This window comes from Campylobacter sp. CNRCH_2015_0338h (genome assembly GCF_025772785.1).
Taxonomy (GTDB): Bacteria; Campylobacterota; Campylobacteria; order Campylobacterales; family Campylobacteraceae; genus Campylobacter_D.
This window is the reverse complement of record NZ_JAKMST010000005.1, coordinates 50,302-73,517: the sequence shown is the minus strand read 5'-3', so window position 1 is coordinate 73,517 and position 23,216 is coordinate 50,302. Positions and strand designations below refer to the sequence as shown.

The window sequence follows — 23,216 nt, the reverse complement described above, 5'->3', positions numbered from 1 at the left end:
AAGGAGTGAAGATGAATTTATGGAATAAAAAAGCAAAAAGCTACGCAAGGTATAATCCTAGTTTAAACGAAATTCAAAAAGCTACTTTCTCAAGACTTGGATCTTTACAAGATAAAAGCGTGGTAGATATAGGCTGTGGGAGTGGTGTTTGGACTTTGCATTTAGCACAAAAAGCAAAAAGTGTTTTGGGCGTAGATAGCTCTAGTGCCATGCTTGAAATTTTACAAGAAGATGCAAAAACTCATGCCATATCAAATGTAAAAACCCTAAATTTAGACTTTGAAAACTTTTATAAAAACAATAATACAAAATTTGACTTAGTCTTTTTAAGTATGTCTCCTGCTTTGCAAAATGAAAAAGACTATCAAGCTTTTTTAAGCTTAGCTTCTAAAAAAGTGTATTTAGGCTGGGCAAGTAGGCGTAAAAGTAGCTTTTTAGATCCTATATTCGAGCGTTTTAACACGCATTTTAAAGGTTTTTACGAAGAGGATTTGCAAGGTTTTTTAAATGCGCAAAATATCCCTTATGAGAGTGAAATTTTTAATGAAACTAGAGTGGTAAAAAGAGATAAAGAAAGTGCGATAGAAAATGCTTTGTGGCATTTGAGTATGAATGGTGTTAATGCAAATAAACAAGAGTTAGAAAGTTTTGTAAAAGATGAGGTAGAAGAGATTATAGAAGCTAAGATAAAACTTCTGATTATTAATTAAATTTCAAGGCTAAATAACCTTGAAATTTAAAGTTTTTCCTGCCATAAATGGCACTACATCGCCGTATTTTTGTGCTACTTGCCATTCTTGTTTTTCTAAAGTGATGATTTTATCTTTTTCAAATTCAAGATTATGAATTTTACAAGCATTATCTGAAATAAATTTTTGTAAATTTGCTTCATTTGAGTGTTTTTTAAAAAGTTCAGCCAACACAGGTAAAATCACTGGCGCACTAAATACTCCAGCTGCGCACCCACAGCATTCTTTAGTGTGTAATGGATGAGGTGCGCTATCGCTTCCAAACATAGCCTTTTCATAACCGCTAAAAGCAAGCTCACATAAAGCATCTTTGTCTTCATAGCGTTTTGCAATAGGCTTGCAAAATAAATGTGGATCCATCTTGCCACCCACTACATCATCAAGCGTTATCATCAAATGGTGTAAAGTGATAGTTGCGTATAAATTTTCATAATCTTTTAACAAATCACACAAAACTTTAGTGGTAATATGCTCCATTACGATTTTTAATTTTGGAAAGTTTTTAGCTAATTTTTCATAGATTTTAGCAAAATTTGCTTCTCTATCCATTACAAAATCATTTGTTTCTCCATGCACTAGCAAAGGCAGTCCAAGCTCACTCATAGCATTTAATGTGGGTTTTAACTTTTCTATATCAAAGCTTGAAATTCCATTATCTGAGTTGGTAGTGATACCTGCAGGATAAAGTTTTATGGCAAAAAGCTCATCTTTGATTTTTTCTAAAAATTGCTCATCATAGTCTTTAAAAAATAAAGTCATTAAAGGCGTAAAATCTTCATTTTTGCATGCTTTTAAAATACGTTCTTTGTAAGCTTTTAATGCGTTTGTTTCAGTAAGTGGGGTGATTAAATTTGGCATGATAACCCCTGCTTTAAAGTCTTTTGCGCTAAATGGAGCTACAAGTTCAAGCATGCTTTCATCGCGTAAATGTAAATGCATATCCAAAGGGTTTTTAAGTGTCATTTTATCTCCTATTTGAGTTTATATAAGCCGTTTTTGAGTTTTTCAAGCAAAGCTTTTTCTTCTAAAAATTTAAAAGTAGAAATGATGGTTGGTTTGCTGATGTTTAGTTGTTTAGAAAGTTCTTCTATGTTTGCAAAGACAAAGCCATCTTCATTAGCATGAAGGGCTAAAAATTCTAAAATTTCAAAGCGTTTTTTACCAAATATTTTTTCACATAGTATTTTTACTTTATCATCCATTCTCTAACCAAATCAAAAAGAATAAAACTCCAAGTAATTATAGCTAAAACCACGCTAAAAAACACCCCAGCGCTCGCACAATCTTTTGCCTTTTTAGCTAAGATGTGAAATTCGCTCGTACAAAGATCCACACAAGCTTCTATGGCAGAATTTAGTGCTTCTACGATTAAAATTAGCACCAAAACAAATACAAGCACAAAATGCTCTAAAAAACTCACAGGCAAAAATAAGCTTGCAAAAATCAAAGGTAAAATAATGGCAAATTCTATCCTAAAAGCCATTTCATCTTGGAGTAAAAATTTAATTCCGCTAAAGGCATAGCTTGCATTTTTAAATAAAGAATATTTCGGCTTCATTAAGGATTTTCCTTTAAATTTTTGCTAAATATATCATAATTTGCCTCATATTCTTTGCTATTTACACCAAAATACCCCAGTAAGCTTGAAAAAAGATTGTCTTGAGAAAGTTTATAGTCTTTTTTGCTTTGTAAATCTTGGCTTAATTTATTATCTTTGCTCCAAAATATCATCGGTATATGTTTTTGATCTTTTGGTGCTATTAAATAAGGCATACCATGAAGATAAATTCCATTTTCACCTAAACTTTCTCCATGATCTGATAAATAAAGCAAAGAAGCTTCTTTGGTAGGATTTTGCTTAAGCATATCTATAAGGCTTTTTATAATAAAGTCTGTATAAAGTAAAGTATTATCATAGGTGTTGATGATTTGTTCGTGTGAGCAGGTATTTAGCTTGTTTGTATCACATGTTGGCATAAATTTTTTAAATGCATTTGGATAGCGTTTATAGTAAGTTGGCCCATGTGAGCCTTGCAAATGTACAACGATGATTTTATTTGAATTTGCATTTTCAAGTTCTTGCTTTACAAGTTCAAGTAAGCTCTCATCGTAGTCTTTTGCAATGAGTTTGTGTTTTATACGATCGCAATTTCCTTTACAACCCCCTGAATTATTACCAAACCAAATACTTTGTATTCCAACCTTTTGCAAGATATCTAAAACATTTTCTTCGTATAATCCATCTTCAAAATTTACTCTTTTGTGTCTTGAAAACATACAAGGCAAACTTCTTGCAGTAGCCGTTCCACATGAGCTTACATCGTTAAAATACACTAAATTTAGCTCATTTTTGGTATAAAAATTCGTATCATTTGTACTATATCCACCTAAAGAATAATTACTCGCTCTAGCAGTTTCACCTATGACTAAAATCATAAGCTTAGTTGTATTGATATCTTTTAAACTTGCATCATTTGAAATGATAGTTAGTTCTTTTTTACCTGCTAGCTTTTTCTTTGTAAATTCTATGCTTGAGTATATTGGATAAAATGGCAAATTATACATTCTAACGATATTGTGTGATCTTAAAAAAGGCAAAAGTGTTTTTGAACTAAGAGCTACTAAAGCAAAGCAAAACACCAAAGAAATTAAAAATAATACACTTTTTTTGAAAAAATATCTTTGATAATCAATCTTAGTAAAAATCACAAGCAAACTAGGAAAAATCACAAAGGTTAAAATATACAAAGCAAAGGAAAAATTAAAATAAGAAAAAAATTCCCTATTGTCTGTTTCAACGACATTTTGTATCATATGATCATCGATTAAAACCCCATAATTGCTAACAAAATAACTACAAATAGCACAAGTACTAAGTAAAAATATGCTTAAAATTTTGGTGATATAGGGAAAATATATCAAAGATAAAACGCCCAAAACCAAGAAAAAATAAATTCCAAAAAACACACTAAAAAGCATAGTGTTTTGATCTATCTTTTCATATACAAACTCAAACAACGGGAAATTAAACGCCATGATGAAAACCGCATTAAGAAGGGTAAATTTTGTCCATGAAAGTTTTAGGTGCATTTTTTTCCTTTGGAATAAAATAAAAACTTAGTCTATTTGAATAAAATTAATAAATCACATATAAAATAGCAACAAAAGAAGATTGATAAAGGTATTTTATGAAATTATTATCATGGAATGTAAATGGCCTAAGGGCAATTTGTGATAAAAACGCACTGGATTGGATTGAAAAAGAAGAAATTGATTTTATAGGTTTTCAAGAAATTAAAGCACACGAGGATAAATTTCCAAAAAGAATTTATGAATATCCTTTTAAACATATGTATTCAAATAGTGCTAAAAGAGCAGGGTATTCTGGTGTAATGAGTTTGTGTAATTTTGATAGTGAAGTCAAAAAATGTGAATTTTTTGATGATGATGAGGGTAGGGTTTTAGAACATAGCTTTAAAAATGTAGTTTTGTTTAATATCTACTTTCCAAATGGTCAAAAAGATGAAGAGCGTTTAAACTTTAAAATGAAATTTTATAATGATTTTTTAGTGTATTTAGATAAGCTTTTAAAAGAAGGAAAAGAAATCATAATATGTGGAGATGTAAATACTGCTCATCGTGAGATAGACTTAACTCATCCAAAAGCTAATGAAAAAACTTCAGGCTTTTTGCCGATTGAGCGTGCTTGGATAGATGATTTATTAAAATTAGGCTTTATAGATACTTTTAGACATATAAATGGTGATATTAAAGAAAAGTATTCGTGGTGGAGCTATAGAATGAAAGCAAGAGAAAGAAATGTAGGCTGGAGGATTGATTATTTTTTCATTTCTAATGGCTTAAAAGATAAGCTCAAAAATGCCTTTATAAGAGATGATATTTTTGGTTCAGATCATGCTCCTGTAGGGATAGAAATAGATATTTAAGGCATTTTTTGATGTCTTAAATAATTATTAAGTAAAAATTGCTATAATTTTGTCTTCAAATTGCAAGTTGGCCCATTCGTCTAGCGGTTAGGACATCGCCCTTTCACGGCGGTAACACGAGTTCGAGTCTCGTATGGGTCACCACTCTATATTTTTCTCCACAGTATTATTTTTTTCATTTTTTATCAAAATTCATCTATTTATTTATAATTATTTATTATTTTGTAAATATATATTTATATTAAGTTAATTTTAAATTAATAATTATTAATATTCCAAATCTTTTGTTTAATTTCATTAAATTTATATTGACTTCACACTTGTTTTTTAAAATATACAAAAAGGAGGGACAAAATGTATAAAGTTAAAAACAAAAATGAGTTGATGAATTTGGTGCATAATGAAAGAATTTCTCTAAGAGATATTGATGTTTCTTTGATAGAAGATTTTTCATTCGTTTTTTATTGTTCTACTAGAAAAGATTTTTTGGGTATTGAGCGTTGGGATGTATCTAAGGCTAAAGATATGTCTTATATGTTTTATTGTTGTGAAAGTTTTAATGCAGACTTATCACGCTGGGATGTTTCAAATGTCGAAAATATGGCAAGTATGTTTTTTAACTGCAAAAATTTCAACAAAGACTTATCAAAGTGGAATACACAAAATTTAAAAGATATGTCTTATATGTTTTTTAATTGTGTTAAATTTAATCATTCTTTATTGCACTGGAAAACCTCTAATGTAATCAGAATGGCACATTGTTTTGAAAACTGCCATGCGTATGAGCATAATGTGGCAAGCTGGGATGTGCAAAATGTAATTACCATGGCCTATCTTTTCCATAATTGTAAAAATTTTCACCACGAGCTAGATGAGTGGAATATCCAAAGAGATTGTAATACTGATAAAATGTTTGGAAATCGTGGTATTGATAAACTTTATGCTGTAAAAGGTGTGGAGTTAAAATAATCAAATTCACACATTTTTTGTGTGAATTTTTCTTTTATTTCTTTAAGTTTTTCATCAAGTTTTTGTACTAAACTTATCTTTTAAAAGTACTATTTTATAGTGCTTAAAGATTATTTTTTAGGAAAATTTCCATGAGAATAAAATTTATTATAAAAAGAGATAAAAGCCAAGTTGCATTTGATATTTTTAAAATCAAAAATGCTATTTTTAAAGCCAATATAAATTCCACAGATGAAAAATTAAATAATGATTTTTTAGATAAACTTTGCGATGAGGTTGTAGCTTTACTGGATGAAAAACACATACAAGTAGAACAAATTCAAGATAAAGTTGAAGAAGTTTTAATCAAAAATGCCTTAGTCAATACTGCAAAATCTTATATTTTATACCGTCAAAAAAGAGCACAAATTCGCAATGGTAGCTATGATTTGCTAAGTTTGTATGATGATTTAACTTTTAAAGATTCTAAAGAAGCTGACTTAAAAAGAGAAAATGCAAATATTAATTCAGATAGCGCTATGGGTATGATGTTAAAATATGGCTCAGAAGGTGCAAAATACTATGTAGATGAGTGTATTTTGCCAAAACATATCGCAAATGCACACAAAAACGGCGATATACACATACACGATAAAGACTTTTATATGCTAACACAAACTTGCTGTCAAATAGACTTATTAAAGCTTTTTGAAAATGGCTTTAGCACAGGACATGGAAGCTTGCGTGAGCCAAATGATATCAGATCTTACGCTTCTTTAGCTTGCATTGCCTTGCAGGCTAATCAAAATGAAATGCATGGAGGCCAGTCTATACCCAATTTTGATTTTGCTATGGCAAAAGGTGTGGCAAAGACTTTTCAAAAAGAGTATAAAAAAGCCCTAATTGCTTTTTTTGAAATAAGATTAGAACAAAATTTAGATGAGCAATGCTTTAAAAATGCTAATTTTCAAGCTTCAAGCGAAAAAGAATGCTTCAAAGAGCTTTTAAGGCTTGATTTAAATAGTGATGAGAATTTTTTAAAACAAGCAAATGCTTATGCTTATAAAAGAGCATTAAAGCAAACCCAAGATGCGACTTTTCAAGCTATGGAAGCTTTAGTGCATAATCTTAATACTATGAACTCAAGAGCAGGAGCCCAAGTGCCTTTTAGCACGCTAAATTATGGCACCGATACATCTTTTGAAGGGCAAATGGTAATAGAAAATTTACTCAAAGCCACGATGAAAGGATTAGGAAATGGCGAAACGCCAATTTTCCCTGTGCAAATTTTTAAAGTAAAAGAAGGTATTAACTATAATGAAAAAGACCCAAACTACAAGCTTTTTAAGCTTGCCATAGAATGTGCTTCTAAAAGACTTTTTCCAAATTTTAGCTTTTTAGATGCAAGTTTTAACGCAAAATACTATAAAAAGGGTGATTACAACAGCGAAGTAGCTTATATGGGTTGTAGAACTAGGGTTATGGCAAATGTTTATGATGAGAGTAAAGAAATCACAAGTGGCAGAGGAAATTTAAGCTTTACCAGTATAAATCTTGTGCGTTTAGCTATAGAAGCTAAAGGAAATTTAGAGCTTTTTTACTCACTTTTAAAAGAAAAATTAGAGCTTGTGTATGAGCAATTACTTCATAGATATAAAATTCAAAGTCTAAAAAAGGTTAAAAATTTCCCATTTTTAATGGGCGAGGGAATTTGGATAGATTCAGATACTTTAAAAGAAAATGATAGCGTAGAAAAAGTTATCGCACATGGAACTTTGGCTATAGGTTATATAGGACTTTGTGAGAGTTTAATAGCTTTGATAGGTTCTCATCATGGACAAAGCCAAGAAGCAAGGGAGCTTGGCTTACAAATAGTGCGTTCTATGCGTGAATTTGTCGATGAAAAAGCACTCAAAGATAAGCTTAATTTTTCACTCATAGCTACTCCAGCTGAGGGTTTAAGTGGAAGATTTTTAAAACTAGATCAAAAAAAATACGGCATTTTAAAAGGCATAACCGATAAAGATTTTTATACCAATTCTTTTCATATTCCTGTAGATTTTCCTATTAGCATATATGAAAAAATTCAAATAGAAGCTCCATATCATGAGCTAAATAATGGCGGGCATATTACTTATGTAGAATTAAACGGCGATGTGAGTAAGAATTTAGAAAGTTTTGAACGCATTATAAAATGTATGAAAGAAAGCAATATAGGCTATGGCTCGATTAATTTCCCGCTAGATAGGGATCCAGTGTGTGGTTACAGTGGTGTGATAGATGAGTTTTGTCCAAAGTGCCATAGAAAAGAAGATGATATTAAATTCGAACGCATAAGAAGAATCACAGGCTATTTAGTAGGAACGCTTGATCGTTTTAATGACGCTAAAAAAGCTGAAGTTCATGCAAGAATTAAACACGATTTTTCTTAGATTAGCTGGTGTTATAAAAGAATCCATAGTCGATGGCTATGGTTTGCGTTATGTGATTTTTACTCAAGGTTGCCCTCATCATTGCAAAGGCTGTCATAACCCACAAACGCACGATTTTAACAAAGGATATTTGCAAGATTTAGCAAGTTTGTATAATGAGATTTGTAAAAATCCTTTGCTTCAAGGTGTTACTTTTAGTGGTGGAGAGCCTTTTATGCAAGCAAAAAAAATAAGTATTCTAGCAAAACACATTAAGGCTTTAGGACTTGATCTTACCATATATACAGGCTTTACTTATGAAGAGCTATTAGAAGAAAAATCAAAAAAAGAATTACTTATCTTAGCTGATGTTTTGATAGATGGGAAGTTTATTTTAGAGCAAAAAGACTTATCTTTAAAATTTAAAGGTAGTAAAAATCAACGCATTATCGATGTAGCAAAAAGCTTAGAGCAAGGCAAAGTAATACTTTTTGAAAAATAAAGACTCATTTAGTCTTTTTTAATTTAACTATGTTAGAATGTTATAAAATTTAAAAAAGGAGAACAATATGTTTGAATTAAGAAAACTACCTTATGAAGCAGACGCTTTTGGAGACTTTTTAAGTGCAGAAACTTTTGCATTTCATCATGGCAAACACCACCAAACTTATGTAAATAACCTAAACAATCTTATCAAAGATACTGAATTTGCAGGAAAAGATTTAGTTTATATCATACAAAATTCAAATGGTGGAGTTTTTAACAACGCTGCTCAAGTGTATAATCATGACTTTTATTTTGATTGCATTAAGCCAAAAACATGCTGTGGCTGTGGCTGTTCTTTGAGTGCTGAGTTTAAAGCAGCAGTTGAAAAAGACTTTGGCTCTATGGAAAATTTAAAAGAAGAATTTATCAAAGGAGCTACAGGGGTATTTGGTTCTGGTTGGTTTTGGTTAGTTTATAACACTCAAAATCAAAAATTAGAACTAGTAGCTACAAGCAATGCTGCTACACCTATCACTGAAGGTAAAGTTCCGCTTTTAGTAGTTGATGTATGGGAGCATGCTTACTATGTAGATCACCGCAATGTGCGCCCTGCGTATTTAGAAAAATTCTACGCGCACATTAACTGGGAATTTGTAGCAAAAGCTTATGAATGGGCTATTAAAGAAGGCATGAACTCAGTAAGCTTCTATGCAAACGAACTTCACCCTGTAAAATAATCAAGTTTTTTTAAGAAAAACCCCGTAAAATAGACTAAATACAAAAATTAGGAGGTTTTATGGAGGTTTTTCTTTCTGTCGTGGCTACTTTATTTTGTGTATTTTTAGTAGCCTATTTTATTCTTAAAAAATACAATCCTATCTTTACTTTTTTTCTCTCAGGTATTATTATCTTAATCATCATTTCTTTAGCAACTGGTGAGTCTGTGCTAAAACAAAGCTTAGGAAATCCTGTTTTTGATGTCTTTGGCTTTGTAACTCAAACTTTTAAAACTAATTTAGCTGGTGTGGGGCTTATTATAATGTCTGTTGCAGGTTTTGCAGCTTATATGAAGCACATTAATGCTTCGGCAAAGTTAGCTTTTGTAGCAAATAAACCACTAGGCAAGATTAAAAATAAATACCTAGTTTTAAGTGGAACTTTTGTAGTGGGTATGGCTTTAAAAATAGTTATTTCAAGTTACACAGGATTGTTACTTTTATTGCTTGCTTCGATTTATCCTGTTTTAATCGCCATAGGAATTCGTCCTATCACTGCTGTATCGGTTTTGTCATTAATTGCACTTGATTATGGTCCTAAAGATGGAAATTCTATAAATTTAGCAGACATGGTAGGCATTGAAAATGTTGTTGCTATGTTTTTTGAATACCAAATTTATCCTGTTATAGCTTATGTTGTTGTGATAGCTTTGCTTATTCCGTTTTATTATAGTTATATGGATAAAAAAGACTTAGCAAAAGGCGTTGTGGATAATATCGAACATATGGAAATAAAAAACCCAAATTGTCCTTTATTTTATATTTTCTTGCCTTGGCTTCCTATAGTGTTTTTATTTGGTGCTTATTTTGCAAATTTATATGGATATAAAGTGAAGCTAGATGTGGTGAGTGCCAATTTTTTAAGTATAAGTTTGGTTTTTATTTTAGAGTATGTTAGACATAAAGATGCAAAAAAACTTGCAGATGATTTGATGGTGATACTAAAAGCTATGGCAGAAATTTTTGTAAGTGTTGTTTGTATTATCATTGCAGCTTCTATTTTTGCAGAAGGTATTAAAGCGTTAAAAGGTATAGAACATTTAGCCTTAGCAGTTTCTTCTATGGGAGCTTCTGCTGTGTTGCTTACTATTATAGTTTTAAGCTTTATTGTGTATTTTGCAAGTGTGATTATGGGTAGTGGGATTGCTGCTTTTAATGCTTTTGGAAGACTTGCTCCAGATATTGCTCAAAAACTAGGGATTAATCCTATCTCACTAGCTTTGCCACTTGAGATTGCTTCTTGTTTGGGGCGTGCTGCCTCGCCAATATCGGGTGGAATTTTAGCCTTAGCAGGCTTTGCAAAATTAGATCCTATAGCCATTGTTAAAAGATCTACTCCTATGTTGCTTATAGGAATGGCTTTAAATATCCTAATAGCTTGGTATTTTGCATAAATTTAGAGTGATAGCTTTTAAGCTATCACTCTAAAACAACCCTTTCATTTAATACAACTTCGCCTATTACATAAGCGTCCGAGCTTTCTAAAACTTTTCCTACATTAGATGGATCTACCACCATAACTAAACCCACACCCATATTAAAGCTTCTATACATTTCAGCCTCTTCTACACTTTGGCCTATTTGGTAAAAAATTTCAGGAGTTTTTAGATGATGTTTTTTGATGATTGCGCCTATTCCTCTTGGGAAAACTCTAGGTAAATTTTCCACCAATCCACCACCTGTTATATGAGCTAGTGCATTGATGAATGGTTTTAATTTTAAAAAGTCTTTTACGTAAATTCTTGTAGGTTCAAGTAAAATATCGATTAAATTTTTACCCTCTATTTTATCATCAAACTTAAGCTTTTGTGCTTCAAATAATACTTTTCTAGCTAAAGAATATCCATTAGAATGAAGCCCGCTACTAGGTAGAGCTAGTAAAATATCTCCATTTTTTACAAAATTTCTTCTATCGATTTCATCTTTTTCGGCCATACCCACTGAAAAACCTGCTAAGTCAAAATCATTGCTATGATACATTCCAGGCATTTCGGCAGTTTCTCCGCCTATTAAGGCACAATTTGCTTTTTTACAACCATTAGTAATCCCTGCTACGACTTTTTTAGCTACTTCTACATCTAATTTTGCAGTTGCATAATAGTCTAAAAAAAACAAAGGCGTAGCAAAATTACAAATTAAATCATTCACGCACATTGCTACTAAGTCCTCACCTATAGTGTCAAATTTTTGACTATCAATAGCAAGGCGCAACTTCGTGCCCACTCCATCAGTTGCTGCTAGCATAACAGGATTTTTAAAACCACTTGGCATAGCAAAAGCACCCGAAAAAGAGCCTATGCCACCTAAAACATTTTCATTAAAAGTTTCTTTTACTAAAGGCTTGATTGCTTCTACAAAAGCATTGCCATTGTCTATACTTACGCCCGCATCTTCATAGCTTATATTCATTTATCTTCCTTTAAGAATTTAAAAGGTATTTTAACTAAAAATGTTTTAAGGCTAAATTATGCAAAATGCTTATTTTGTAACTTCAAGTATAGCGGGTGGAAAGTCAAGCTTTATAAAAATAGTTCAAAATTTGGGTTTTGATACTTTAAGCGCAGATGTGATAGCTCATGAGCTTTTAAATGAAAATGCAAATTCCATAGCTAAGCTTTTTGATAACGATGATTTAATCATAGCAGGAAAAATAGATAGAAAAAAACTTGGAACTATTGTATTTAACGACTTAAATGCTAAAAAAAAGCTAGAAGATTTTTTACATCCTAAAATCAAAGAAGTTATTTTACAAAAAGCTCAAATTTTAGATAAAAAAAACAAGGCTTTTTTTATAGAACTGCCTTTATTTTTTGAAAATAATCACTATCAAAATTTAGGAAAAAGTATATTAATTTATGCTCCAAAAGAACTTTTGCTTCAAAGATTAATGCAAAGAGATAATTTAGATAAAAACGAAGCCTTAAAAAGAATTAATTTACAACTTGATATAGAAGAAAAACTAAAAAAAGCAGATTTTGTGATAAAAAATACCTCAGGTTATGAAAATTTTGAGAAAAATGTGCTAAATTTTTTAAAACACACTTTAAAGGTTGAAAAATGAAATTTTACAAGTACTGTGCTAGCGGGAATGATTTTGTGGTGTTTGCAGATAGTGAAAAAAAAGATCGTAGCGAATTGGCTAAAATTCTTTGTAATCGTTATGAAGGCATAGGTGCTGATGGGCTTATAGTAGTTGTGCCTCATGATAGATATGATTTTGAATGGGAATTTTATAATTGTGATGGGAGTAAGGCAAGTATGTGCGGTAATGGCTCACGCGCAGCAGCTCATTTTGCTCATCATTATTTAAAAAAGTCTCAATATTTAAATTTCTTAACCGGCGCAGGACTTATAAAATCTTTTGTTGATGATGATATAGTTGAAATCAAACTTAGCGGGGTAAAGGATATTAAAGAAGCTTTTGAGTATAAAGGTAGAATTTGGCAAGGCTGTAATACTGGTGTTCCGCATATAGTAACCTTTGTTGATGATTTAAACGAATTTGATGTAAATTTATGCAAAGAAGTGCGTAAAAGATACAATGCAAATGTTAACTTTGCCAAAGTAGAAGATGATGAATTTATAAGAGTTAGAACTTATGAACGTGGAGTAGAAGATGAGACTTTAGCTTGTGGTACGGGTATGGGGGCTTGTTTTTATCTAGCGTATTTAAATCAAGAGGTAAAAGATGATATTTTGGTAAAGCCAAAAAGTAATGAAAGTTTGTATTTTAGATTAGAAGAGGATCAAATATTTTTTAGAGGAAAGGTAAAGTGCTGTTTTGAAGCTGATTATAATTTTACTTAGTAGTGTTTTATTTTTAAAAGCTGAATTTATAGCAGGTTTTGATGAGCAATATTATGCTTTAAGTATAAAAGAAAAGCGTGAGGTTTTTATCAAAAAAATTAATGCTTTATTGGATGTTTCTTTTAAAGAGATAGAAAAGGAAAAAGAATTTATAGAATTTTTCTTTAAAGAAGCTATAAAGAATAATTTTAGAAAGCTAAATACTAATGCTGTGCAAAAACTATGGTCTTTGAAGGAAAAATACCGTGTTAAAAATTTATACGATCACAAAGAATATCAAATGCGTATCCAAAAGGTGCCAAAGTCTTTAGCCATAGCTCAAGCTATTATTGAAAGTGCAACTGGTACAAGTCGTTTTGCTAAAGAGGCAAATAATTTATTTGGAGAATGGACTTGGGGTGAAAAAGGTTTAGTGCCAAAGGAAAGAGGCGAGGGTAAAACTCACAAAATTCGTATATTTGATAGCTTGCAAGAAAGTGTGGATTCGTACTTGCTTAATTTAAATCGCCACGATGCTTATAAGGAATTTAGAGCTTGGCGGTGGGATGCTATAAATCAAAATGAAAAACTTGATGGTAAAGAAGCGGCAAGCCACTTAGAAAAATATTCAGAGATTAAAAGTAATTACACTAAGCTTATTTTATCTATCATCGAGCAATATAAGCTTGATGAGTTAGATTAATTACCCAAAGCCCACTCATCAAAAGGTAAAATCATCACGCGCACCCCTTCAACGAAAAACTCATCTCTTTGTGAAAGCGTGATGATATAAATAGTCGAAAGTGCAAGTTGATTTTTACTAAGGATTTTTTTGACTTTTAAGCTAAGTAAATCTTTATCTTTAAAGGGTGAGCATAAAAATGCATTTTTAAGACTTGGTAAGTAAAAATCAAAATGCTTAGTATAAAAAATTTCTTGTTTAAATTTAAACAACTCACTTAAAATTAAATTTTCAAACAAAGCGCTAAAGTCTTTTTGTATGCTTAGAGAATTTTTTAGTGAAAAGTCCCAAAAATATACTTTTTTTAAATTCTTTTCAAGATTTTTTACAAAATACAAAGTGTAGTTTGATTCTAGTTTTTCTATGCTTTTATATAAGGTATCTTTGGAAATTTTTATACTGTTTTTTAGAGTTTTTAATAACTCATTAACGCTAAATTCACTCCCAAGTTCTAAGGCAATTTGTTTGAGTATAGTAAGCTCTAATGGGGTATAAAAGCTTTTTAAGTATGATGAGTTTGTGTTAAAGTTGTGATTTAAAATCACATTGCGTCCTGTGTGTAAAAAATAACTTACCATGGTTTTGGTATCAGCATATTTTTTGTTTAGGCTTAAAAATTCTTCAAAGTCTAAATAATCTAAATGAAGTTCTTCAAACTGATCTAAGCAAAAATTACTATCACAAACGCTTATTATGATTTGTAAATTAAGGTGTTTTAAACTAGCAAAGTCAAAATCATGAGTAAAGTTACAAAGTGCTAAAAATTTAATCTGTGGATTATAAGTTAAAAACGAATTTAAATTTATTAAAGCACTTGCTTGAAATTTTAAATCATCACAATCAATAAAGAGTATATTTTCTGCTTTATATAAAGACAAAAAATTTAAAATCAAATTTTTCTTACCACTTGCAAAACCACCTTTTATGATGATGTTTTTATGGGTTTGGATTTGAATTTTTCTTTCATCAAATTTTTGAAATTTTGGGTAATTATCGTAAAAAAATTGTAGTGATTTCATAGATTTCTTTATACTAAATGGTGGAGCATAGCGGGTTCGAACCGCTGACCCCAACGCTGCCAGCGTTGTGCTCTCCCAGCTGAGCTAATGCCCCTTTAGATTTTGAAATCATACTATATTTTTTCTTAGATTTTCTTAATGCATAAAAAATCTGATAAATTTTATAAAATTTAATTTTTATCCTTTTTAAAAGGAAAATAATTAAAAAAAATGTATAAATTTCTTGACATAGCAAAGTATGTTTTTATATAATCTCAACATCATTTTATATGGTGGTTAGATTCTTATGGGTCTAACGAGTTCTTTACAAAGGAAAAAATATGGAAAGAATCAGGCTTAAGCTAAAAGCTTATGACCACAGAGTTCTAGATCGCACAGTTGCAGCAATTGTAGAAGCTGTTAAAAGAACGGGTGCTGACATCAGAGGTCCAGTGCCAATGCCTACAAAAATCAAAAGATATACAGTTTTGAAATCTCCACACATCAATAAAGATTCACGCGAACAATTTGAGATGAGAATTCATGCTCGTATGCTTGATATTGTAGCAGCTACTCCAGATACAGTAGATTCACTCACTAAGCTTGACTTGGCTCCAGAGGTCAATGTTGAAGTAAGAGCTATGGGTAAATAAGGATAGAATATGGAATACATTGTAGAAAAAATTGGTATGAGTAGAACAATCAGCACACCAAGCATTCCTGTAACCTTACTTAAACTTGTTCAAACTAAAGTATGTGAAGTAGAAAATGGAAAAGCTTTGGTTGCTTATGTAAAAGGCAAAGCAAATAATAAATGCATTGCAGGTCAGCAAAAAAAATACAATCTTTCAGCTGAATATAATAGATTTGCTTCTTTAGAAGTAGCAAACACAGAAGCAGGCGATATTGATCTTAATCCTTTAAAAGAAGCTTCTATTTTAAAAGTAAGCTTTAATTCTAAAGGTAGAGGTTATAGTGGGGTTGTTAAAAGACACGGATTTGCCGGAGGTCCTGCAAGTCACGGTTCAAGATTCCACAGACGTCACGGATCAATCGGTAACCGCGAATGGCCAGGTCGTGTTCAACCAGGTATGAAAATGGCAGGTCATTATGGTAATGTAAAAGTTACTGTTAAAAATGAAGTAGTTTCATTTGATGAAGAAAATGGCATCTTAGTAGTAAAAGGTGCGGTACCAGGATTTAATGGTGCTATGGGTAAAATAAGGATTGCAAAATGAGTAAAGTAACTGTTTTAAATGATAAATTTGAAAAAGCTAGTGAACTCGATCTTCCAGCAAAATATGCAGAAGTTAATCCTCACAACCTTTATTTATATGTAAAATCTTATCTTGCTAGCCTTAGAGCAAACACAGCTCATACTAAAGGTAGAAGCGATGTAAGCGGTGGTGGTAAAAAACCATGGAGACAAAAAGGTCGTGGTGGTGCAAGAGCAGGTTCAACAAGAACGAATGTTTGGGTTGGTGGTGCTGTGGCATTTGGTCCTACAAACAATCGTAACTATTTCCAAAAAGTTAATAAAAAACAAAAACGCTTAGCGCTTGAAAGAGCATTGGCTGATAAAGCACAAAACAATGCATTATTCTCAGTAGATAGTTTAAGCATTGAAAGCGGTAAAACAAAAGATGCAAATGCAGTTATTAAAAAGCTTGGTTTAAAAGATGCTTTAATTGTAAAAGATTTACTAGATGAAAAAACACTTCTTGCTTTTAGAAACTTAGCAAATTGCTATGTAGTTGATATTAGCGAAGTAAATGCTTATTTAGTATCTGTATTTAATGCTGTTATCATTGAAAAAGCAGCGCTTGAATCTATCGTAAAAGAGGGTTAAAATGGCAGATATTACTGATATAAAAACAATACTTTACACTGAAAAAAGCTTAAACCTTCAAGAGCAAGGTGTTGTAGTTATTCAAACTTCTCCAAAAATGACTAAAAATGGTCTAAAAGAAGTTTTAAGAGAATATTTTGGTGTAACTCCAGTAAGAATTAATTCTTTAAAAATGGATGGAAAAGTAAAGCGTTTTAGAGGTCGTGAAGGTCAAAGAAATAGCTTTAAAAAATTCTATGTTAAGCTACCAGAAGGTGTGAGCTTAGAAAGTTCGGAGGCATAAGATGGCAATTAAAACTTATAAACCATATACTCCAAGTAGAAGATATATCACAGGTGTAAGCTCTGATGATATCACAGCAAAAGCTAGTGTACGTTCATTACTTGTAAAACTTCCAGCTCATGCAGGTCGTAACAATAATGGTAGAATCACAAGCCGTCATAAAGAAGCAGGTGCTAAAAAACTTTACAGAATTATAGATTTTAAAAGAAGAAAATTTGGTATTGAAGGTAAAGTTGAAGCAATCGAGTATGATCCATACAGAAATTGTCGTATTGCATTAATCTCTTATAGAGATGGTGAAAAAAGATACATCTTACAACCAAAAGGTTTAAGCGTTGGTGATGTTATTTGTGCTGCTGAAAGTGGACTTGACATTAAACCAGGTAATGCAATGAAATTAAGAAATATTCCAGTGGGTACTATCGTACACAATATCGAGTTAAAACCAGGCAAAGGCGGTCAAATGATCCGTTCAGCGGGTGCTTATGCTCAATTAATGGGTAAAGAAGAAAAATACGTTATCTTAAGACTTGCAAGCGGTGAAATGAGACAAGTTTTAGCTGAATGTATGGCAAGTATCGGTGAAGTTGGTAATGAAGAATGGTCAAACGTGACTATCGGTAAAGCTGGTAGAAATCGCCATAGAGGTATTCGTCCTCAAACAAGAGGTTCTGCGATGAATCCAGTTGATCACCCGCACGGTGGGGGTGAAGGTAAGAAAAATTCAGGCCGTCATCCAGTTACTCCATGGGGTAAACCAACTAAAGGTGCTAAAACTCGCCGTAAAAAAGCTAGCGATAAGCTAATAATTTCAAGAAGAAAAGGAAAATAAGATGGCTAGGTCACTAAAAAAAGGTCCTTTTGTTGATGACCATGTAATGAAAAAAGTCATCGCTGCTAAAAAAGCTAACGATGGTAAGCCAATTAAAACTTGGTCAAGACGCAGCACTATTATACCTGATATGATAGGTTTAACTTTTAATGTTCATAATGGAAAAAGCTTTATCCCAGTATATGTTACTGAAAATCATATCGGTTACAAATTAGGTGAATTTGCACCTACTAGAACATTCAAGGGTCACAAAGGCTCTGTTCAGAAAAAAATAGGTAAGTAAGGGAGATTTATGAGTAGAGCGTTAATTAAATTCATAAGATTATCTCCAACTAAAGCGAGATTGATTGCTAGAGAAGTTCAAGGTATGAATGCAGAGCTTGCATTAGCTAGTTTGAAATTTATGCCAAATAAAGGTGCTAAATTTATAGCAAATGCTATTTCAAGTGCTGTAGCAAATGGCGGATTTGAAGCAAATGAAGTTGTTGTTTCAAGTTGTCGTGTTGATGCTGGTGCGGTTTTAAAAAGATTTAGACCAAGAGCTAGAGGAAGTGCTAGTCGTATTAGAAAGCCAACTTCACACATTTTGGTAGAAGTTAGTAAAGTAGAAGCAAGTGCTGAAAAAACTACAAAAGCTAAAAAAGCATCAGTGAAAAAGGAAAGCTAATATGGGACAAAAAGTAAATCCGATTGGTTTAAGACTAGGAATTAATAGAAATTGGGAATCAAGATGGTTTCCTACAAAAGCTAATTTAGCAGAAAATATTGGTGAAGATTATAAAATCAGAACTTTCTTAAAAAGAAAACTTTATTATGCAGGAATTAGCCAAATTCTTGTAGAAAGAACAGCGAAAAAATTAAGAGTAACTGTTGTAGCTGCAAGACCAGGGATTATTATTGGTAAAAAAGGTAGTGATGTTGATATTTTAAGAAAAGAACTTCAAGATTTAATCAAAAAAGAAGTTAATATCAATATCAAAGAAGAAAGAAAAGCAGGTGCTTCAGCTCAGCTTGCAGCTGAAAGTGTTGCTACTCAACTTGAAAAAAGAATTGCTTTTAGAAGAGCAATGAAAAAAGTAATTCAAGGAGCGCAAAAAGCAGGTGCTAAAGGGATTAAAGTTTCAGTTTCAGGCCGTTTAGGTGGTGCTGAAATGGCAAGAACTGAATGGTACTTAGAAGGTCGTGTTCCACTTCACACTTTAAGAGCAAAAATCGATTATGGTTTTGCAGAAGCACATACTACTTATGGAAACATAGGTATTAAAGTATGGATCTTCAAAGGTGAAGTTTTACAAAAGGGTGTTCAACCTGAAAAAACCGAAGAAAACGCTCCAGCTAAAAAAACTAGAAGAGCAAGAAGAGGTAAATAATCATGTTAATGCCAAAAAGAACAAAATATCGTAAAATGATGAAAGGGCGTAACAGAGGTTATGCCAACAGAGGGACTGAATTTACTTTTGGTGATTTTGCCCTAAAAGCAACTGAAGCTGGCCGTATTAATTCACGTCAAATCGAAGCAGCTCGTATTGCTTTAACTCGTTTTGTAAAAAGACAAGGTAAAACTTGGATTAGAGTTTTCCCAGATAAACCTCTAACTAAAAAACCTTTAGAAACTCGTATGGGTAAAGGTAAAGGTGCAGTTGAGGAATGGGTAATGAACATTAAACCAGGTCGTATCATTTATGAAATGGCAGGGGTTAATGAAGAAATGGCAAGACAAGCTTTAACTTTAGCGATGCACAAGTTGCCATTTAAAACTAAGTTTGTTACAAGAGAGAGCCAAAATGAAATATACTGAGATTAAAGATAAAACAGCAGGTGAGCTTGCAACAATGCTAAAAGAAAAAAAGGTGCTTTTATTTACTTTAAGACAAAAGCTAAAAACAATGCAGCTAACTAATCCTAAAGAGATTAGCGAAGTTAAAAAAGACATCGCTAGAATCAATACTGCAATTAGCGCTTTAAAATAAGGATAGAAAATGGCATTTAAAAGAGAAATTCAAGGCGTTGTTGTTCAAATTGCTGGAGATAAAACAGCAACAATTTTGGTTGAAAGAAAAGTGGTTCACCCAAAATACAGAAAAATCGTAAAACGCTTTAAAAAATATTTAATTCATGATGAAAGAAATGAACTTAAAGTGGGAAATACTGTAGTTGCTATTGAATGTAGACCACTTTCTAAGAGAAAATCATTTCGCTTAAAAACTATAGTATCAGCAGGAGTTGAGTAATGATTCAAAGTTTTACTAGGCTTGCAGTTGCTGATAATAGCGGTGCAAAAGAATTAATGTGTATTAAGGTTTTAGGTGGTAGTAAAAGAAGATACGCTACCGTTGGTGATGTAATCGTTGCATCTGTAAAAAAAGCTCTACCAAATGGTAAAGTTAAAAAAGGTCAAGTTGTAAAAGCAGTTATCGTTAGAACTAAAAAAGAAATTCATAGAGACAATGGTTCTTTAATTCGTTTTGATGAAAATGCAGCAGTTATTCTTGATGCTAAAAGAGAGCCTATCGGAACACGTATTTTTGGACCAGTAGGTCGTGAAGTAAGATATGGTGGCTTTATGAAAATTGTTTCACTAGCACCGGAGGTGTTGTAATGAAATTAAAAATTAAAAAGAATGATATGGTAAAAGTTATCGCAGGCGATGACAAAGGCAAAACAGGTAAAGTTTTAGCAGTATTTCCTAAAACAAATAAAGTAATTGTTGAGGGTTGCAAAATCGCTAAAAAAGCTGTTAAGCCAAGTGATAAAAATCCAAACGGCGGTTTTATCAATAAAGAAATGCCAATGGATATTTCAAATGTAGCAAAGGCAGGAGAATAAGATGATGAGATTAAAAGAAAAATATACTCAAAATATCAAACCTGCTTTAGTAAAAGAATTTGATATCAAAAATCCTATGCTTATTCCTTTTATTGAAAAAGTTGTAATCAGCGTAGGTGCTGGGGAATTAGCAAAAGATCAAAAAGTATTACAAAATGTTGCAGATACTATTTCATTGATTGCTGGACAAAAAGCAGTTATCACAAAAGCTAAAAAATCAGTTGCTGGTTTTAAAGTGAGAGAAGGCTTCCCAGTAGGTGTAATGGTAACATTAAGAAAAGACAATATGTATGCTTTCTTAGATAAGCTTATTACTATAGCTCTTCCTCGTGTTAAAGACTTTAGAGGTCTTCCAAGAGATGGTTTTGATGGAAGAGGAAACTATAACTTTGGTTTAGATGAGCAGTTAATGTTCCCAGAAGTTGAATATGATAAAATCTTAAGAACTCATGGTATGAACATTTCTATCGTTACAACAGCAAAATCAGATAAAGAGGCACAAAAATTATTAGAATTATTTGGCGTGCCATTTGCAAAAGGAAAGTAATATGGCTAAAAAATCAATGATTGCAAAAGCTGCCCGCAAACCTAAATTTAGCGTTAGAGGGTATACTAGATGCCAAATTTGTGGAAGACCACATTCAGTTTATAGAGATTTTGGAATTTGTAGAGTTTGCTTAAGAAAAATGGCAAATGAAGGTTTAATTCCTGGTCTTAAAAAAGCAAGTTGGTAAGAGGAAAGAACCATGATAAATGATTTAATTTCAGATTCACTAACAAGAATTAGAAATGCAGGGATGAGAAGATTAGAAACTACTCAACTTTTGCATTCTAAAGTTATCGAAGCTTTACTTGGAATTTTCCAAGCTAAAGGCTATATTGAAAGCTTTAATGTTATTGAAGAGGATAAAAAGAAATTCATCAATGTAGTTTTAAAATACGATGAAAAAGGTAAAAGCGTAATTAACGAAGTTAAGCGTATTTCTAAACCTGGTCGTCGTGTTTATAAAGGCAAAGATGAGATCAAAAGATTTAAAAACGGTTATGGTACTATCGTAGTAAGCACTTCAAAAGGTGTTTTAGCTAACGACGAAGCTTACAAAGCAGGCGTTGGCGGCGAAGTTTTATGTACTATTTGGTAAGAGTTTCTACTTTTTATGGTATTCGGTATCCATTCTTATAAAGTAGTCATATCGTAGACAAGTAAAAAGGAAAAATGAATGTCTCGTATAGGTAAACAACCAGTTGCTATTCCAAGTGGAGTAGAAGTAAAATTAGAAGGTAACTTGCTAAAATTCAAAAAAGGAAATTTAGCAAAAGAGCTTGATACAAAAGCAAATGTTAATGTTGAGATTAAAGAAGGACAAATTCTTTTCTCTCCTAAAGGTGAAGATAGACAAAGTAGAGCTTATTGGGGAACTTATAGAGCTTTAGCTCAAAACATCATCATCGGCTTAACTGATGGTTTTAGCAAAACTTTAGAAATCAACGGTGTTGGTTATAAAGCTGCATTAAAAGGTAAAGTTCTTGAACTTGCTTTAGGTTTTTCTCATCCTATCAACTATGCTATTCCAGAAGGCATAGAAATTACTGTTGATAAAAACAATGTTATTATCAAAGGTAGTGATAAACAAGTGGTAGGTCAAGTTGCTGCTCAAATTCGTGAATTTAGACCACCTGAGCCTTACAAAGGAAAAGGTGTTAAATATTCAGATGAGCGTATTATCCGCAAAGCTGGTAAGACATCTAAGAAGTAAGGATAGAATATGAGAGCAAATGTATTAAAAAGAAAAATATCTTTAAGAATTAAAAGAAAAAAAAGAATTAGAGCAAAAATTTCAGGAACACAAGCTCTTCCAAGAGTTTCTGTTTTCAAATCAAACAGAACTTTATATATCCAAGCTATCGATGATGTTAAAGCAGTGACTTTAGCAGCAGTAGATGGAAGAAAAATTGGTGTTAAAGCAAATAAAGAAGGTGCTAAAAAAATAGCAGCTGAATTTGCAAAAGTTTTAAAAGCTAAAAACATAGAAGAAGCAGTGTTTGATAGAAATGGTTATTTATACCATGGTGTGATTGCAGCTTTAGCTGAAGCACTAAGAGAAAACGGAATCAAACTATAACCCAAAAGGAAGATCGATGGAAAAATATAATAGAGAAGAATTTGAAGAAGTAATCGTCGATATCGGCAGGGTTACTAAGGTTGTTAAAGGTGGTAGAAGATTTAGATTTACTGCTTTAGTTATCGTTGGAAATAGAAAAGGTTTAGTTGGTGTGGGCTATGGAAAAGCTAAAGAAGTTCCAGATGCTATAAGAAAAGCAGTTGATGATGCTTTTAAAAACATTGTTGAAGTTAAAACAAAAGGTTCAACTATCCCTCATGATGTAGAAGTAAAATACAACGCAAGTAGAATTTTACTTAAACCAGCAAGCGAAGGTACAGGGGTTATTGCAGGTGGTTCAACACGTCCTATCGTGGAACTTGCAGGTATTAAAGACATTTTAACTAAGTCTTTAGGTTCAAATAATTCAGCAAATGTTGTGCGTGCTACTATCAAAGCACTTACAATGCTTAAAGGATAA

Annotated in this window: 35 protein-coding genes and 2 tRNA genes; 30 read left to right on the top strand and 7 right to left on the bottom strand. The window is 32.0% G+C overall.

Annotated elements, in window-relative coordinates:
• Nucleotides 1–11: 11 nt before the first annotated feature.
• Entirely contained in the window at nt 12–710 is a 699-nt protein-coding gene (locus L8X30_RS04780; protein ID WP_263679264.1) for a class I SAM-dependent methyltransferase, read from the top strand.
• 9 nt (nt 711–719) lie between these two features.
• Here the strand turns inward: L8X30_RS04780 and pyrC are convergent, their stop codons facing one another.
• The 4 genes from pyrC to L8X30_RS04760 are packed head-to-tail and all read right to left on the bottom strand — an operon-like array spanning nt 720 to nt 3,839.
• A complete protein-coding gene (gene pyrC, locus L8X30_RS04775; RefSeq protein WP_263679263.1) occupies nt 720–1,712 on the bottom strand; it encodes a dihydroorotase in 993 nt (330 codons plus the stop codon).
• 8 nt (nt 1,713–1,720) lie between these two features.
• Entirely contained in the window at nt 1,721–1,951 is a 231-nt protein-coding gene (locus tag L8X30_RS04770) for a helix-turn-helix domain-containing protein (protein ID WP_263679262.1), read from the bottom strand.
• The gene (locus L8X30_RS04765; RefSeq protein WP_087699066.1) at nt 1,936–2,307 is read right to left on the bottom strand and encodes a diacylglycerol kinase; all 372 of its coding nucleotides are present in this window, start codon (nt 2,305–2,307) and stop codon (nt 1,936–1,938) included. Before L8X30_RS04765 ends, L8X30_RS04770 begins: the two co-directional genes overlap by 16 nt.
• Nucleotides 2,307–3,839, bottom strand: coding sequence for a phosphoethanolamine transferase (locus L8X30_RS04760; protein ID WP_263679261.1), 1,533 nt, complete (start codon nt 3,837–3,839; stop codon nt 2,307–2,309). Before L8X30_RS04760 ends, L8X30_RS04765 begins: the two co-directional genes overlap by 1 nt.
• Nucleotides 3,840–3,937: 98 nt before the next feature.
• Here L8X30_RS04760 and L8X30_RS04755 point away from each other — a divergent pair, with 98 nt between their 5' ends.
• The 7 genes from L8X30_RS04755 to dcuC all read left to right on the top strand — a co-directional run bounded on the left by L8X30_RS04755 (nt 3,938) and on the right by dcuC (nt 10,711).
• Nucleotides 3,938–4,696, top strand: a complete 759-nt coding sequence (locus L8X30_RS04755) for an exodeoxyribonuclease III (protein ID WP_039640473.1) — start codon at nt 3,938–3,940, stop codon at nt 4,694–4,696.
• A gap of 69 nt (nt 4,697–4,765) precedes the next feature.
• Nucleotides 4,766–4,840, top strand: a tRNA-Glu gene (locus L8X30_RS04750).
• A gap of 210 nt (nt 4,841–5,050) precedes the next feature.
• Nucleotides 5,051–5,665, top strand: a complete 615-nt coding sequence (locus tag L8X30_RS04745; RefSeq protein ID WP_263663709.1) for a BspA family leucine-rich repeat surface protein — start codon at nt 5,051–5,053, stop codon at nt 5,663–5,665.
• Nucleotides 5,666–5,796: 131 nt separating this feature from the next.
• Nucleotides 5,797–8,076 carry an anaerobic ribonucleoside triphosphate reductase gene (locus tag L8X30_RS04740; protein WP_263679259.1) on the top strand — a complete coding sequence of 760 codons (2,280 nt, stop codon included), beginning with the start codon at nt 5,797–5,799 and terminating at the stop codon, nt 8,074–8,076.
• Complete coding sequence (gene nrdG, locus L8X30_RS04735) at nt 8,048–8,557, top strand: anaerobic ribonucleoside-triphosphate reductase activating protein (RefSeq protein WP_263679258.1); 510 nt, start codon at nt 8,048–8,050, stop codon at nt 8,555–8,557. The genes L8X30_RS04740 and nrdG overlap by 29 nt, the downstream gene beginning before the upstream one ends.
• Before the next feature lie 67 nt (nt 8,558–8,624).
• Entirely contained in the window at nt 8,625–9,278 is a 654-nt protein-coding gene (sodB, locus tag L8X30_RS04730; protein WP_263679257.1) for a superoxide dismutase [Fe], read from the top strand.
• Nucleotides 9,279–9,337: 59 nt separating this feature from the next.
• A complete protein-coding gene (gene dcuC / locus L8X30_RS04725; RefSeq protein ID WP_263679255.1) occupies nt 9,338–10,711 on the top strand; it encodes a C4-dicarboxylate transporter DcuC in 1,374 nt (457 codons plus the stop codon).
• A gap of 25 nt (nt 10,712–10,736) precedes the next feature.
• Here dcuC and purM read toward each other — a convergent pair whose 3' ends face one another.
• Nucleotides 10,737–11,726, bottom strand: coding sequence for a phosphoribosylformylglycinamidine cyclo-ligase (gene purM, locus L8X30_RS04720; RefSeq protein ID WP_263679254.1), 990 nt, complete (start codon nt 11,724–11,726; stop codon nt 10,737–10,739).
• 58 nt (nt 11,727–11,784) lie between these two features.
• Between purM and coaE the strand changes: the two genes are divergently transcribed.
• Genes coaE through L8X30_RS04705 form a run of 3 tightly spaced genes read left to right on the top strand, consistent with a single transcriptional unit; the run spans nt 11,785 to nt 13,806 of the window.
• On the top strand, nt 11,785–12,378 hold the full coding sequence (coaE, locus tag L8X30_RS04715) for a dephospho-CoA kinase (protein WP_263679253.1): 594 nt from the start codon (nt 11,785–11,787) through the stop codon (nt 12,376–12,378).
• Nucleotides 12,375–13,124 (top strand): diaminopimelate epimerase, encoded by a 750-nt coding sequence (gene dapF / locus L8X30_RS04710; protein WP_263679251.1) that lies wholly within the window; start codon nt 12,375–12,377, stop codon nt 13,122–13,124. The genes coaE and dapF overlap by 4 nt, the downstream gene beginning before the upstream one ends.
• The gene (locus tag L8X30_RS04705) at nt 13,099–13,806 is read left to right on the top strand and encodes a glucosaminidase domain-containing protein (RefSeq protein WP_263679250.1); all 708 of its coding nucleotides are present in this window, start codon (nt 13,099–13,101) and stop codon (nt 13,804–13,806) included. The genes dapF and L8X30_RS04705 overlap by 26 nt, the downstream gene beginning before the upstream one ends.
• Here the strand turns inward: L8X30_RS04705 and L8X30_RS04700 are convergent.
• Both L8X30_RS04700 and L8X30_RS04695 read right to left on the bottom strand, forming a co-directional pair.
• The gene (locus L8X30_RS04700; protein ID WP_263679248.1) at nt 13,803–14,864 is read right to left on the bottom strand and encodes an ATP-binding protein; all 1,062 of its coding nucleotides are present in this window, start codon (nt 14,862–14,864) and stop codon (nt 13,803–13,805) included. The two genes, L8X30_RS04705 and L8X30_RS04700, sit on opposite strands and share 4 nt — an antisense overlap.
• A gap of 18 nt (nt 14,865–14,882) precedes the next feature.
• A tRNA-Ala gene (locus L8X30_RS04695) sits at nt 14,883–14,958 on the bottom strand.
• A gap of 226 nt (nt 14,959–15,184) precedes the next feature.
• Here L8X30_RS04695 and rpsJ point away from each other — a divergent pair.
• The 19 genes from rpsJ to rpsE all read left to right on the top strand — a co-directional run bounded on the left by rpsJ (nt 15,185) and on the right by rpsE (nt 23,216).
• Nucleotides 15,185–15,496 (top strand): 30S ribosomal protein S10, encoded by a 312-nt coding sequence (gene rpsJ / locus L8X30_RS04690; protein ID WP_012660810.1) that lies wholly within the window; start codon nt 15,185–15,187, stop codon nt 15,494–15,496.
• Nucleotides 15,497–15,505: 9 nt separating this feature from the next.
• Nucleotides 15,506–16,081: a 50S ribosomal protein L3 gene (gene rplC / locus L8X30_RS04685; RefSeq protein WP_012660811.1), complete on the top strand. Its 576-nt coding sequence runs from the start codon at nt 15,506–15,508 to the stop codon at nt 16,079–16,081.
• Nucleotides 16,078–16,692, top strand: a complete 615-nt coding sequence (gene rplD / locus L8X30_RS04680; RefSeq protein WP_039617137.1) for a 50S ribosomal protein L4 — start codon at nt 16,078–16,080, stop codon at nt 16,690–16,692. Before rplC ends, rplD begins: the two co-directional genes overlap by 4 nt.
• 1 nt (nt 16,693) lies before the next feature.
• Nucleotides 16,694–16,975 carry a 50S ribosomal protein L23 gene (locus L8X30_RS04675; RefSeq protein WP_039617139.1) on the top strand — a complete coding sequence of 94 codons (282 nt, stop codon included), beginning with the start codon at nt 16,694–16,696 and terminating at the stop codon, nt 16,973–16,975.
• Between the two features lies 1 nt (nt 16,976).
• Complete coding sequence (rplB, locus tag L8X30_RS04670) at nt 16,977–17,807, top strand: 50S ribosomal protein L2 (RefSeq protein ID WP_039625087.1); 831 nt, start codon at nt 16,977–16,979, stop codon at nt 17,805–17,807.
• A 1-nt stretch (nt 17,808) separates the two neighbouring features.
• Nucleotides 17,809–18,090 carry a 30S ribosomal protein S19 gene (rpsS, locus tag L8X30_RS04665; RefSeq protein WP_039617142.1) on the top strand — a complete coding sequence of 94 codons (282 nt, stop codon included), beginning with the start codon at nt 17,809–17,811 and terminating at the stop codon, nt 18,088–18,090.
• A gap of 9 nt (nt 18,091–18,099) precedes the next feature.
• The gene (gene rplV / locus L8X30_RS04660; RefSeq protein ID WP_039617143.1) at nt 18,100–18,474 is read left to right on the top strand and encodes a 50S ribosomal protein L22; all 375 of its coding nucleotides are present in this window, start codon (nt 18,100–18,102) and stop codon (nt 18,472–18,474) included.
• Between the two features lies 1 nt (nt 18,475).
• A complete protein-coding gene (gene rpsC, locus L8X30_RS04655; RefSeq protein WP_039617145.1) occupies nt 18,476–19,177 on the top strand; it encodes a 30S ribosomal protein S3 in 702 nt (233 codons plus the stop codon).
• Nucleotides 19,178–19,179: 2 nt separating this feature from the next.
• Nucleotides 19,180–19,605 (top strand): 50S ribosomal protein L16, encoded by a 426-nt coding sequence (gene rplP / locus L8X30_RS04650; protein ID WP_012660818.1) that lies wholly within the window; start codon nt 19,180–19,182, stop codon nt 19,603–19,605.
• Complete coding sequence (gene rpmC / locus L8X30_RS04645; RefSeq protein WP_012660819.1) at nt 19,592–19,777, top strand: 50S ribosomal protein L29; 186 nt, start codon at nt 19,592–19,594, stop codon at nt 19,775–19,777. The genes rplP and rpmC overlap by 14 nt, the downstream gene beginning before the upstream one ends.
• Before the next feature lie 9 nt (nt 19,778–19,786).
• Complete coding sequence (gene rpsQ / locus L8X30_RS04640; RefSeq protein WP_039617148.1) at nt 19,787–20,038, top strand: 30S ribosomal protein S17; 252 nt, start codon at nt 19,787–19,789, stop codon at nt 20,036–20,038.
• Nucleotides 20,038–20,406: a 50S ribosomal protein L14 gene (gene rplN / locus L8X30_RS04635; protein ID WP_012660821.1), complete on the top strand. Its 369-nt coding sequence runs from the start codon at nt 20,038–20,040 to the stop codon at nt 20,404–20,406. The genes rpsQ and rplN overlap by 1 nt, the downstream gene beginning before the upstream one ends.
• Entirely contained in the window at nt 20,406–20,633 is a 228-nt protein-coding gene (gene rplX / locus L8X30_RS04630; RefSeq protein ID WP_012660822.1) for a 50S ribosomal protein L24, read from the top strand. The genes rplN and rplX overlap by 1 nt, the downstream gene beginning before the upstream one ends.
• A gap of 1 nt (nt 20,634) precedes the next feature.
• Nucleotides 20,635–21,180, top strand: coding sequence for a 50S ribosomal protein L5 (rplE, locus tag L8X30_RS04625; RefSeq protein ID WP_012660823.1), 546 nt, complete (start codon nt 20,635–20,637; stop codon nt 21,178–21,180).
• A gap of 1 nt (nt 21,181) precedes the next feature.
• Entirely contained in the window at nt 21,182–21,367 is a 186-nt protein-coding gene (locus L8X30_RS04620) for a type Z 30S ribosomal protein S14 (RefSeq protein WP_012660824.1), read from the top strand.
• 12 nt (nt 21,368–21,379) lie between these two features.
• Nucleotides 21,380–21,775 carry a 30S ribosomal protein S8 gene (rpsH, locus tag L8X30_RS04615; protein ID WP_039617152.1) on the top strand — a complete coding sequence of 132 codons (396 nt, stop codon included), beginning with the start codon at nt 21,380–21,382 and terminating at the stop codon, nt 21,773–21,775.
• Nucleotides 21,776–21,853: 78 nt separating this feature from the next.
• Complete coding sequence (gene rplF / locus L8X30_RS04610) at nt 21,854–22,390, top strand: 50S ribosomal protein L6 (protein WP_039617154.1); 537 nt, start codon at nt 21,854–21,856, stop codon at nt 22,388–22,390.
• Nucleotides 22,391–22,399: 9 nt separating this feature from the next.
• Nucleotides 22,400–22,756 carry a 50S ribosomal protein L18 gene (rplR, locus tag L8X30_RS04605; protein WP_039617157.1) on the top strand — a complete coding sequence of 119 codons (357 nt, stop codon included), beginning with the start codon at nt 22,400–22,402 and terminating at the stop codon, nt 22,754–22,756.
• A gap of 16 nt (nt 22,757–22,772) precedes the next feature.
• The gene (gene rpsE, locus L8X30_RS04600) at nt 22,773–23,216 is read left to right on the top strand and encodes a 30S ribosomal protein S5 (protein WP_039617161.1); all 444 of its coding nucleotides are present in this window, start codon (nt 22,773–22,775) and stop codon (nt 23,214–23,216) included.